The following is an 11,416-nucleotide window of genomic DNA, read 5'->3' as shown; positions in this document are numbered from 1 at the left end:
ATGGAATTGCTGCAAAACTTGCTGGGGACCGAGGCCGGTCTGGCGGTGTGGACACTGCTGAAGATTCTGGCCATCGTTGCCCCGCTGATGATCGGTGTGGCCTACCTGACGCTGGCAGAGCGCAAGGTGATCGGCTACATGCAGATCCGTATCGGCCCTAACCGTGTCGGCCCGAAAGGGCTGCTGCAGCCACTGGCTGACGGCGTGAAGCTGCTGATGAAAGAGATCATCCTGCCAACCAAGTCGAGCAAGGGTCTGTTTCTGGTGGCGCCGGTGCTGTCCATCATGCCGGCACTGGCGGCCTGGGCGGTGATCCCGTTCACCGACACCATGGTGCTGGCCAATATCGATGCGTCGCTGCTGTTCATCATGGCGATCACTTCGATGGGCGTGTACGGCGTGATCGTGGCCGGCTGGGCGGGTAACTCCAAGTACTCCTTCCTGGGAGCACTGCGTTCCTCGGCCCAGATTGTGTCCTACGAGATCTCGATGGGCTTCGCGCTGGTCGGCGTGCTGATGGTGTCCGGCAGCCTGAACCTGGTTGAGATCGTCAACCAGCAGGGCCACGGTATCGGTGGTGGTTCGGTGCTGTCCTGGAACTGGCTACCGCTGTTCCCGCTGTTCCTGGTGTACCTGATTTCCGGTGTTGCGGAAACCAACCGTGCCCCGTTCGACGTGGCGGAAGGTGAATCGGAAATTGTCGCCGGTTTCCACGTGGAATACTCCGGCATGGCCTTCGCCGTGTTCTTCCTGGCGGAATACGCCAACATGATCCTGGTGTCGGCACTGACCGCCATCATGTTCATGGGTGGCTGGCTGTCGCCGTTCCCGGCATCGTGGGGTGCGCTGGGCGCGTCCGGTGTGATCTGGCTGCTGGCCAAGATTTCCCTGGTGCTGTTCCTGTTCCTGTGGTTCCGTGCCACCTTCCCGCGCTATCGCTACGACCAGATCATGCGTCTGGGCTGGAAAATCTTCATCCCGGTATCGCTGGTTTGGGTGCTGGTTGTCGGCGCCTGGATGATGAGCCCACTGTCGCTGTGGAACTGATACGGATTGGATGAATAGCATGGAAATGATCCGAAATTTTTTCAAAACCTTCCTGCTGGTAGAACTGGTGCAGGGCCTGATGGTGACCGGTCGTCACTTCTTCGCCCGCAAGATCACCGTCCAGTTCCCGGAAGAGAAGACCCCGATCTCGCCGCGCTTCCGTGGCCTGCACGCGCAGCGCCGTTACGCCAACGGCGAAGAGCGCTGCATCGCCTGTAAGCTGTGCGAGGCAGTATGCCCGGCGCTGGCCATCACCATCGAGTCGGAGCAGCGTGACGACGGTACCCGTCGTACCAGCCGCTACGACATCGATCTGACCAAGTGCATTTTCTGCGGTTTCTGTGAAGAAGCCTGCCCGGTCGACGCCATTGTGGAAACGCACATTTTTGAATACCACGGCGAAAAACGTGGCGACCTCTACTACACCAAGCCGATGCTGCTGGCGGTGGGTGACAAGTACGAGGCTGAAATTGCGGCCAACAAGGCTGCTGATGCCAAGTATCGCTAAGGGGGAGACATGAGCTTTCAAGCTGTTGTGTTTTATGTGCTGTCGTTGATCCTGATCGTTGCCGCGTTCCGCGTGGTGACGGCCAAAAACCCGGTTCATGCAGCCTTGTATCTGGTGCTGGCGTTCTTTACCGCCTCCGGCCACTGGCTGTTGCTGCAGGCGGAGTTCCTCGCCATTGCGCTGGTGCTGGTCTATGTCGGTGCGGTGATGGTGTTGTTCCTGTTCGTGGTGATGATGCTCGACATCAACATCGAGAAGCTGCGCGAAGGCTTCTGGCAGAACTTCCCGCTGGCCGGTACCGTGGCGCTGGTGATGGTGGCCGAAATGCTGCTGATCCTGTCCAGCCCGGAGGCCAACCTTGCCGGTTTCCAGGCCGGGCCTGCGGTGGCGGCCGATGCCAGCAACGTGCGCGAGCTGGGTCGCCAGCTGTATACCGTTTATCTGCTGCCATTCGAGGCTGCGGCGGTCGTGCTGCTGGTGGCGATGGTTGCCGCCATCGGTATCACCATGCGCAAGCGTGCTGACAGCAAGTACATCAATCCGGCGGAGCAGGTGCGGGTGCGTCGTAATGACCGCGTGCGTGTGGTTCAGGTTCAGGCGGTGAAGCCTGAAGTGGACACTGCTTCTGACACCAACGAGCAACAGGCCTGACGGCCGATTAGGAGGACACGTGCTTTCACTCACACACTTCCTGGTTCTGGCCGGCATCCTGTTTGCCATCAGCGTACTGGGTATTTTCCTGAACCGGAAAAACCTGATCATCCTGCTGATGGCCATCGAACTGATGTTGCTGGCGGTGAACTACAACTTCATCGCGTTTTCGCACTATCTGTCTGATACGGCTGGGCAGATCTTCGTCTTCTTCATCCTTACCGTTGCGGCGGCAGAATCGGCGATTGGTCTGGCGATTCTGGTGGTGCTGTTCCGTAAACTGGACAGCATCAACGTAGAAGACTTGGGCAGCCTCAAAGGCTAAGGCAACCGGATACCACTTTAAAAAGCACGACAAACATGGATATGAAGAGCTTATACCTGCTGATTGCGCTCTCACCACTGGTGGGGTCGGTCATTGCAGGCCTGTTTGGATGGGCGATTGGTCGCCGTGCTGCACACGTTGTTACCATTCTTGGCGTGGCAGTTTCGGCGGTTCTCTCGATTGGCGTACTGAAGGGCTTCCTTGACGGCAGCACCCAAGTATTCAATGCCCCTGTATACACTTGGCTGACGGTCGGTGGTTTCGAGTTCTCCGTCGGCTTCCTCGTTGACTCGCTGACCGCGATGATGCTGGTGGTGGTAACCAGCGTGTCGCTGATGGTGCATATCTACACCATCGGCTACATGCACGAAGATCCGGGTTACCAGCGCTTCTTCAGCTACATCTCGCTGTTTACCTTCTCGATGCTGATGCTGGTGATGTCCAACAACTTCATCCAGCTGTTCTTCGGCTGGGAAGCGGTGGGTCTGGTCTCCTATCTGCTGATCGGTTTCTGGTTCAAGCGTCCGACTGCGATCTTCGCCAACCTGAAGGCGTTCCTGGTGAACCGTGTCGGTGACTTCGGCTTCCTGCTCGGTATCGGCCTGGTACTGGCCTATTTCGGCGGTTCGCTGAACTACAGCGACGTGTTCGCTGCGGCGCCGGCGCTGGCCAGCAAGACCATCCAGATCATCCCTGGCGTGGAGTGGTCGCTGCTGACCGTGACCTGCATCCTGCTGTTCATCGGCGCGATGGGTAAATCGGCGCAGTTCCCGCTGCACGTGTGGCTGCCGGACTCGATGGAAGGCCCGACGCCGATCTCCGCGCTGATTCACGCGGCGACCATGGTGACCGCCGGTATCTTCATGGTATCGCGCATGAGCCCGCTGTTCGAAATGTCGGATACCGCACTGAACGTGGTGATGGTGGCCGGCTCGATCACCGCGCTGTTCATGGGTTTCCTCGGTGTGGTACAGAACGACATCAAGCGTGTGGTGGCTTACTCTACCCTGTCGCAGCTGGGTTACATGACCGTAGCACTGGGCGCGTCCGCCTACTCGGTGGCCATGTTCCACGTGATGACGCACGCGTTCTTCAAGGCCTTGCTGTTCCTTGGCGCCGGTTCCGTGATCATGGGCATGCACCATGACCAGGACATGCGCAATATGGGCGGCCTGCGCAAGTACATGCCGATTACCTGGATCACCTCGCTGCTGGGCTCGTTGGCACTGATCGGTACCCCGTTCTTCTCCGGCTTCTACTCCAAGGATTCCATCATCCTGGCCGTGGAACACAGCAACCTGGCGGCTTCCGGCTTTGCCTACTTTGCCGTGATCGCCGGCGTGTTCGTGACCGCGTTCTACTCTTTCCGCATGTATTTCCTGGTCTTCCACGGCAAGGAACGCTGGATGGAGAACCACGGTTCGCACCACGCTCATGAGGGCGATCACGATGACGAAGAGCCGTCCGATGACCACCACCATGGCCTGGGTCCGAACGACAAGCCGCACGAGTCGCCATGGGTGGTGACCCTGCCACTGGCACTGCTGGCGATTCCTTCGGTGCTGATCGGTTTCTTCGCCATTCATCCGCTGGTCGGTGGCGAGTTCTTCAACGGCGTGATTTTCACCAATCTGGAAGCACATCCGGGCCTGGAAGCAGCTATGCACCATGCCCACGATGCAATGGCCATGGGCCTGCACGCCTTCGTGACCCTGCCGTTCTGGTTGGCCGCAGCGGGTGTGGCACTGGCCTGGTTCTTCTACATGAAGGCGCCGCACATTCCGGCCGCCATCAAGCAGAAGTTCTCCGGTGTGCACACGCTACTCGAGAACAAGTACTACATGGACGAGCTGTACTTCGCTGTGTTTGCCAAAGGTTCGCGCGCACTGGGCACTTTCTTCTGGAAAGTCGGTGACATGCTGCTGATCGATGGCTTGCTGGTGAATGGCAGTGCCCGTCTGGTCGGCTCGGTATCCAGAGCGGTCCGCAAGCTGCAAACCGGTTTCATCTACAGCTACGCTGCGGTGATGATCATCGGGGTGCTGGTTCTGATGACGTACTGGTTCAAGCCGCTGATCCTCCGTTAAGGATCGGTACCGGAATCGATATAACAAATTAGGTTCTCGATATGTTTGCTAATCCTTTGAGTCTGGTGATCTGGACCCCCATCGTAGCCGGCCTGCTGGTGCTGGCGACCGGTGGCGACCAGCGCGCACCGCTGGCGCGCTGGCTGGCGCTGGCTGGTGCCGTGCTGGGGTTCCTGGTATCGCTCCCGTTGTTTACGCAGTTCGACAACCTGCATGGCGGCATGCAGTTTGTCGAAAACATGCCGTGGATCGAATCCCTCGGTATCAACTACCACCTGGGGGTGGACGGCATCTCGATGCTGTTCATCGTGCTGAACAGCTTCACCACGCTGATGGTGATCCTGGCCGGCTGGGAAGTGATCCAGAAGCGCACCGCGCAGTACATGGCCGCGTTCCTGATCATGTCGGGCCTGATCAACGGTGCTTTCGCCGCGCTGGATGCGATCCTGTTCTACGTGTTCTTCGAGGGCATGCTGATCCCGATGTACCTGATCATCGGTGTGTGGGGTGGTCCGCGTCGCGTTTACGCCTCGATCAAGTTCTTCCTGTACACGCTGCTGGGTTCGCTGCTGATGCTGGTAGCGTTCATCTACCTGTATTTCCAGGCCGGCAAGACCTTTGACATCCAGGCCTTCCAGGCACTGAAGCAGATCCCACTGCAGGTCCAGATCCTGCTGTTCATCGCCTTCTTCCTGTCATTTGCGGTGAAGGTGCCGATGTGGCCGGTACACACCTGGTTGCCGGATGCCCACGTGGAAGCGCCGACCGGTGGCTCCATGGTGCTGGCGGCGATCACGCTGAAGATCGGTGCTTACGGCTTCCTGCGATTTGCACTGCCTATCGTGCCGGATGCCTCGATCGAGCTGGCCCCGATCATGATCGGCCTGTCGCTGGTGGCGGTGGTGTACATCGGTCTGGTGGCACTGGTACAAACCGACATGAAGAAACTGGTGGCTTACTCCTCCATTTCCCACATGGGCTTCGTGACCCTGGGCATGTTCCTGTTCACCGGTAGCCAGATGAATGCGTGGGCGGTGGAAGGTGCACTGGTACAGATGGTGTCGCACGGCTTCGTCTCCGCCGCGATGTTCTTCTGCATCGGCGTGATGTATGACCGCGTGCACAGCCGCAACATCGCCGACTACGGTGGTGTCGCCAACAAGATGCCGATTTTTGCCGCCTTCATGATGCTGTTCGGCATGGCCAACTCCGGCCTGCCTGCCACCTCCGGCTTCGTCGGCGAGTTCATGGTGATCATGGGTGCGGTGCAGGTGAACTTCCTGGTTGCCGCGCTGGCTGCCACCACGCTGATCTTCGGCGCCGCCTACACCCTGTGGATGTACAAGCGCGTGATTTTCGGTGATGTGGGCAACCACCACGTGGAAGAGATGAAGGACGTCAACAAGCGTGAATTCCTGATTCTGGTGATCCTGGCCGTGACCGTACTGGGTATGGGTCTGTACCCGCAGCTGTTCGTTGAGAAGATGCACCTGTCTGTCAATGAACTGATCGCGCACGTTGCGCAAAGCAAGCTCTAAGAGGCCACAAGGAATACGAAATGAATTGGGCTGATCTCAATCTGATGCCGGCTTTGCCAGAGATGTTCCTGCTTGGGGCTCTGTCGGTAATCCTCATTCTTGACCTGTTTATCTCGGACGCCAAGCGCGGCATCACCTATGCACTGTCGCTGCTGACACTGCTGGTTTGTGCCGTGACCCAGGTTTCCACTTTCGAGCCGTTCGCCACCGTTACCCTCAGTGGCATGTTTGTCGATGATCCGCTGTCGGACATCGTCAAGGTGGCGATGTACGGCGTGACCGCACTGGTGCTGGTTTACACCCGCCAGTACGTCAAGGACCGCGGCCTGTTCAAGGGCGAATACTTCACCCTGACCCTGTTCGCGCTGCTGGGCATGAACCTGATGGTGTCGGCCAGCAACTTCGTCAGCCTGTACATGGGCCTGGAACTGCTGTCGCTGTCGCTGTACTCGCTGATCGCGCTGCAGCGTGAGTCCGGTCGTGCCATCGAAGCCGCGATGAAGTACTTCGTGCTCGGCGCGCTGGCTTCCGGCCTGCTGCTGTACGGTGTGTCGATGGTGTACGGTGCCACCGGTTCGCTGGAACTGGCCAAGGTGGCTCAGGCGATCGCCTCGGGCAGCGCCAACCAGACACTGCTGGTCTTCGGCCTGGTGTTCATCGTGGCTGGTCTCGCGTTCAAGCTGGGCGCGGTACCGTTCCACATGTGGGTGCCTGACGTTTACCAAGGTTCGTCCACCGCGATGACGCTGATGATCGGTGCCGCACCGAAACTGGCTGCCTTCGTGTTCGTGATCCGCATCCTGGTGCAGGGTCTGGGCGAAATGGTGGCCGACTGGCAGGGCATGCTGGTGATCCTGGCTGTGCTGTCGATGGCTATCGGTAACCTGACCGCCATTGCACAGACCAACCTCAAGCGCATGCTGGCCTATTCGACCATCTCGCACATGGGTTTCCTGCTGCTGGGTTTGATCGCCGGTAATGCTGAAGGCTACTCCGCTGCCCTGTTCTACGTGATCGTTTACGTGCTGACCTCGCTGGCCGGTTTCGGCATCCTGCTGGGCCTGTCGCGTGCCGGTTTCGAATGCGAAACCCTGGACGACCTGAAGGGCCTCAACGGCCGCAACAGCTGGTACGCGCTGCTGATGCTGCTGGCGCTGTTCTCGATGGCCGGTATTCCGCCGCTGGCTGGCTTCTACGCCAAGTTTGCGGTGATCCAGGCGATCGTGAACGTCAACCTGCTGTGGCTGGCGATTGTGGCGGTACTGATGTCGCTGATTGGTGCCTTCTACTACCTGCGTGCAGTCAAGGTGATGTACTTCGACGACGTGCAGGATCACAGCCCGATCACCATGTCCGGTGACATGAAGCTGGTGCTGTCGCTCAATGCCGTGGCCTTGCTGGTACTGGGTGCGATGCCGGAACGTCTGATCGCGATGTGTGTCGAAGCGATGAAACAATCCCTCGTCGTCCTGTAAGGAATCAGCATGGAAGTCAGCGTCATCGTCCTGTTACTGCTCGCGTTTGTTGCGGCCAACCTGCCATTCATGACTCGGCGCATTGCCGGCATCTGGCGGGTTGCCAACAAGCACTTTGGCTGGCAGTTACTGGAGCTGGTGGCGCTGTACCTGCTGCTGGGTGTGCTGGCGCAGCTGCTGGAAGGCCGCTATTCGCCGGTACACGTGCAGAAGTGGCAGTTTTATGTCACCACCCTGGCACTGTTCCTGGTGTTTGCGTTTCCCGGTTTCATCGGGCGCTACTTCTGGAAGAAGCGCGGTAGCTGAGCCGCTGCGCAGCACAACAAAAACGCCACGATCCGATCGTGGCGTTTTTGTTTGGATGGCGGCACCGTGGGCCTCGCTTCCGGGTCACTGATGCCGGGATGTCTGGAGATTGAAGGTTGCTGCTCTTGATCGCAGCGGGGCAGGGCAGGGTTGCACCGCGGTCATCTCGCCATGGTTGCGGCCAACCGCCAAGCACAGACCGCTACCGCGTGGCGTCACTTCTGTACAGTGACAACCGCGCGTTTCCCTGTGCGGCCAGGCCGCTCTCCGGCTAGCTTGTCCCGAAAACAAAACGGGCAAGGTTGGCCGCAGCCACCCTTGCCCGTGGCGGTTGGTTACAGGCTCAGTAAAAGCGAGCCTGTCCCTGCGGTCGGGTCTTGAAACGCTTGTGCAGCCAGAAGTACTGTTCCGGCGCCTCCAGGATACGCTGCTCCAGGAAGGCGTTCATGCGGCGGGTATCGGCTTCCAGATTGTCGCTGGGGAAGTTGTCCAGTGGCGGATGGATATCGAGCACGAAGCGCGCGCCTTCGCGGCGGGCAATGGCCGGTACCACCCTGGCCTTGGCGATGCTGGCAATGCGCGACAGGCCGGTGATGGTGGCCGCGTCGGTGGCGAAGAACTTCACGAAGATGGCGTCGCGCGGGCCGAAGTCCTGGTCAGGCAGGTACAGGAACGGGGTGTGCTCCTTGCGCATCGCCTTGATGATGCTGCGCAGGCTCTCCTGCCGCGACACGATGTAGGCATTGTCGAAACGGTTGCGGCCCTGGTAGAACTGCGCGTCGAGTATCTTGTTCTTCTGGTGCGAATAGACGCTGACCAGCGGCACTTCCAGGTTCAGGCGCAGCGCGCAGATCTCGAAGGCGACGAAGTGCGGGTAGAACAGCACCACGTCTTCGCCCGCTTCGCGCAGCCGGGTGATGTGTTCCAGCCCGCGTACCTCCACCAGCTGGCGCAGCCGCTGTGGCGACGACCACCACACGATGCCGTACTCCAGCACCAGTTTCATCATCTCGACAAAGTGACGGCGGATCAGCCGGCGGCGCTGCGTCAGCCCCATGTCGGGGAAGCACAGGCGCAGATTGATCAGGCCGACGCGGCGGCGCTCGCGGGCGAGCAGGTAGGCCAGCTGCCCCAGGCCCCAGGCCAGGGCGTGGATGACGGGCAGCGGCAACAGGCGGATGAGCCACAGCAGGGCCAGGGCGAATTTCATGCGGTATTCCAGAATTAAGCTTGATCGGGGGACGGGGCGCCGGACGGCGTCTTGTAGCGGTTGTAGCTCCACAGGTACTGTTGCGGCCAACGCTGGATCAGGCGTTCGACATTGGCGTTGACCACCGCGGCGTCGGCCTCGCGTTCGCCGCTGAATTCGCCCTGCTGCGGGCTGATGTGGATGTGGAAGCCGGCACCGCCAGCCAGGCGTTCGCCGGTAAACCACAGCACCGCGACACCATTCATCTGCGCCAGCCGCGCCAGCAGTGTCATGGTGAACGCCGGCTTGCCGAAGAATGGCGCCCACGCGCCTTCGCCGCTGCCGGGCACCTGGTCCGGCAGGATGATGGTAGCCTCGCCGGATTTCAGCGCCTTCATCAGCTGGCGCACGCCGGCGCCGGTGGCCGGTGCGGTGCGGCCTTTGCCGCGGGCGCGGCCCTCGTTCATGATCGGCTCCAGCCACGCCAGCTTCGGCGGGCGGTACATCGCGGTCAGGGGGAACGGCAAGCGGGCCGAGATGTAGCGTCCGGCAATGTCGTAGCTGCCAAGGTGCGGGGTGACGAAAATCAGCCCCTTGCCCTCCGCCAGTGCCGCTTCGACATGCTCCCAGCCGTCGCAGCCGCGGACCAGCGAGGTGATGTAGTCCGGCTCGCGGCACCAGGCGATGGCCAGTTCCAGCGCGCCCTTGCCGGTTTCTGCCGCACAGAGTTTGACGAGCGATTCGTAAAGCTGATAACTTCCAGCGATTTGACTGGTTTTGAGGTTTTCGCGTATGCGTTCGCGAAAACGCGGCGATAGGTAATAGAGGATTTTCCCCAGCAGGGCACCTAGCCGGTGCAGTGCCGGTAACGGCAACGCGGCCAGGGTCTGCAGGATGAGTCGTGCGATTCGGGTCATCATGGTCTGCTGGAAAGTAAACGCGCTATTTTATCATTAACTCAAAGGCCATTATTCGGGAACGGACACAATGAGCGAATATCTTTTTACATCTGAATCGGTATCTGAAGGCCATCCGGACAAGGTCGCGGACCAGATTTCCGACGCCATTCTGGACGCCATCCTGCGTGAAGACAAATACGCCCGCGTTGCGGCCGAGACCCTGGTCAACACCGGTCTGGTAGTCCTGGCCGGCGAGATCACCACCACCGCCAACATCGACTACATCAAGATCGCGCGCGAAACCATCAAGCGCATCGGTTACGACAATACCGAGCTGGGTTTTGACCATCGCGGTTGTGCCGTGATGGTGTGCTACGACAAGCAGTCGCCGGACATCGCCCAGGGCGTCAACGAAGGCGAAGGCCTGGATCTGGACCAGGGCGCCGGCGACCAGGGCCTGATGTTCGGCTACGCCTGCGACGAAACCCCGACGCTGATGCCGTTCCCGATCTACTACGCGCACCGTCTGGTGCAGCGTCAGGCGGAACTGCGCAAGGACGGCCGTCTGCCGTGGCTGCGTCCGGATGCCAAGAGCCAGATCACCTGCGTCTACGACAGCGAGACCGGCCTGCCCAAGCGTATCGATACCGTGGTGCTGTCCACCCAGCACGCGCCGGAAATCGACCACAAGACACTGACCGATGCGGTGATCGAGGACATCATCAAGCCGGTGCTGCCGGCGGAAATGATTACCGCCGAAACCAAGTTCCTGATCAACCCGACCGGCCGTTTCGTCATCGGCGGTCCGATGGGCGACTGTGGCCTGACCGGCCGCAAGATCATCGTCGACACCTACGGCGGTGCCGCACCGCACGGCGGTGGCGCCTTCTCCGGCAAGGATCCGACCAAGGTCGACCGTTCCGCCGCCTACGCCGGCCGTTATGTCGCCAAGAACGTGGTCGCCGCCGGTCTGGCGCGCCAGTGCCAGATCCAGGTTTCCTACGCCATCGGCGTGGCCGAGCCGACCTCGATCTCGGTGGACACCTTCGGCACCAATGCCATTCCGAACGAGCGCATCGTCGAGCTGGTGAAACAGCACTTCGACCTGCGTCCGAAGGGCATCGTGCAGATGTTGGACCTGTTGCGTCCGATCTACACCAAGACCGCCGCCTACGGCCACTTCGGACGCGAAGAGCCGGAGTTCACCTGGGAGCGCACCGACAAGGCCGCCGCGCTGCGCGCCGCTGCCGGCCTGTAAACCAGTCGAACTGTTGTGCAAAAAGGCCTCGCAAGAGGCCTTTTTCTTTGCCGCCCGGTACCGGCCGCGGCGGTCCTGTTGTCCGTGCGGAGTCGTTGCGGCCAACCTTGCGCCGCAAGTTCTGCCATAATGG

The 11,416-nt window shown here is 60.2% G+C and carries 11 protein-coding genes; 9 read left to right on the top strand and 2 right to left on the bottom strand.

What is annotated here, in order from left to right:
• The 8 genes from nuoH to C8E02_RS00565 are packed head-to-tail and all read left to right on the top strand — an operon-like array spanning position 1 to position 7,937.
• Entirely contained in the window at positions 1–1,047 is a 1,047-nt protein-coding gene (gene nuoH, locus C8E02_RS00600; protein WP_047966930.1) for an NADH-quinone oxidoreductase subunit NuoH, read from the top strand.
• A 28-nt stretch (positions 1,048–1,075) separates the two neighbouring features.
• Complete coding sequence (gene nuoI / locus C8E02_RS00595; RefSeq protein ID WP_202902727.1) at positions 1,076–1,555, top strand: NADH-quinone oxidoreductase subunit NuoI; 480 nt, start codon at positions 1,076–1,078, stop codon at positions 1,553–1,555.
• A 9-nt stretch (positions 1,556–1,564) separates the two neighbouring features.
• A complete protein-coding gene (locus tag C8E02_RS00590; RefSeq protein ID WP_047966931.1) occupies positions 1,565–2,206 on the top strand; it encodes an NADH-quinone oxidoreductase subunit J in 642 nt (213 codons plus the stop codon).
• Between the two features lie 19 nt (positions 2,207–2,225).
• Positions 2,226–2,531, top strand: coding sequence for an NADH-quinone oxidoreductase subunit NuoK (gene nuoK / locus C8E02_RS00585; protein ID WP_047966932.1), 306 nt, complete (start codon positions 2,226–2,228; stop codon positions 2,529–2,531).
• 35 nt (positions 2,532–2,566) lie between these two features.
• Positions 2,567–4,618 (top strand): NADH-quinone oxidoreductase subunit L, encoded by a 2,052-nt coding sequence (gene nuoL, locus C8E02_RS00580; RefSeq protein WP_120809249.1) that lies wholly within the window; start codon positions 2,567–2,569, stop codon positions 4,616–4,618.
• A gap of 41 nt (positions 4,619–4,659) precedes the next feature.
• Positions 4,660–6,156, top strand: a complete 1,497-nt coding sequence (locus C8E02_RS00575) for an NADH-quinone oxidoreductase subunit M (protein WP_120809248.1) — start codon at positions 4,660–4,662, stop codon at positions 6,154–6,156.
• A gap of 20 nt (positions 6,157–6,176) precedes the next feature.
• Entirely contained in the window at positions 6,177–7,631 is a 1,455-nt protein-coding gene (gene nuoN, locus C8E02_RS00570) for an NADH-quinone oxidoreductase subunit NuoN (RefSeq protein ID WP_120809247.1), read from the top strand.
• 9 nt (positions 7,632–7,640) lie between these two features.
• Positions 7,641–7,937, top strand: a complete 297-nt coding sequence (locus tag C8E02_RS00565; RefSeq protein ID WP_120809246.1) for a DUF2818 family protein — start codon at positions 7,641–7,643, stop codon at positions 7,935–7,937.
• A 343-nt stretch (positions 7,938–8,280) separates the two neighbouring features.
• Here C8E02_RS00565 and C8E02_RS00560 read toward each other — a convergent pair whose 3' ends face one another.
• Together C8E02_RS00560 and C8E02_RS00555 are read right to left on the bottom strand one after the other, a co-directional pair.
• Positions 8,281–9,159, bottom strand: a complete 879-nt coding sequence (locus C8E02_RS00560) for a lipid A biosynthesis lauroyl acyltransferase (RefSeq protein WP_211329127.1) — start codon at positions 9,157–9,159, stop codon at positions 8,281–8,283.
• A 2-nt stretch (positions 9,160–9,161) separates the two neighbouring features.
• Positions 9,162–10,043, bottom strand: a complete 882-nt coding sequence (locus C8E02_RS00555; RefSeq protein ID WP_120809277.1) for a lysophospholipid acyltransferase family protein — start codon at positions 10,041–10,043, stop codon at positions 9,162–9,164.
• A 70-nt stretch (positions 10,044–10,113) separates the two neighbouring features.
• On the opposite strand from C8E02_RS00555, the gene metK reads away from it, so the two are divergent.
• Positions 10,114–11,283, top strand: coding sequence for a methionine adenosyltransferase (metK, locus tag C8E02_RS00550; protein ID WP_120809244.1), 1,170 nt, complete (start codon positions 10,114–10,116; stop codon positions 11,281–11,283).
• Positions 11,284–11,416 lie beyond the last annotated feature (133 nt).

The organism is Vogesella indigofera (genome assembly GCF_003633895.1).
Classification (GTDB): domain Bacteria; phylum Pseudomonadota; class Gammaproteobacteria; order Burkholderiales; family Chromobacteriaceae; genus Vogesella; species Vogesella indigofera.
This window is presented reverse-complemented; position numbering and strand designations above follow the sequence as displayed.

What these genes read in the sequence shown, in the direction of transcription:
- nuoN (WP_120809247.1), top strand. Translation starts at nt 6,177, where the DNA reads ATGAATTGGGCTGATCTCAATCTGATGCCGGCTTTGCCAGAGATGTTC.
- C8E02_RS00555 (WP_120809277.1), bottom strand. Translation starts at nt 10,043, where the DNA reads ATGACCCGAATCGCACGACTCATCCTGCAGACCCTGGCCGCGTTGCCG.
- nuoL (WP_120809249.1), top strand. Translation starts at nt 2,567, where the DNA reads ATGGATATGAAGAGCTTATACCTGCTGATTGCGCTCTCACCACTGGTG.
- metK (WP_120809244.1), top strand. Translation starts at nt 10,114, where the DNA reads ATGAGCGAATATCTTTTTACATCTGAATCGGTATCTGAAGGCCATCCG.
- C8E02_RS00575 (WP_120809248.1), top strand. Translation starts at nt 4,660, where the DNA reads ATGTTTGCTAATCCTTTGAGTCTGGTGATCTGGACCCCCATCGTAGCC.
- nuoH (WP_047966930.1), top strand. Translation starts at nt 1, where the DNA reads ATGGAATTGCTGCAAAACTTGCTGGGGACCGAGGCCGGTCTGGCGGTG.
- C8E02_RS00565 (WP_120809246.1), top strand. Translation starts at nt 7,641, where the DNA reads ATGGAAGTCAGCGTCATCGTCCTGTTACTGCTCGCGTTTGTTGCGGCC.
- C8E02_RS00590 (WP_047966931.1), top strand. Translation starts at nt 1,565, where the DNA reads ATGAGCTTTCAAGCTGTTGTGTTTTATGTGCTGTCGTTGATCCTGATC.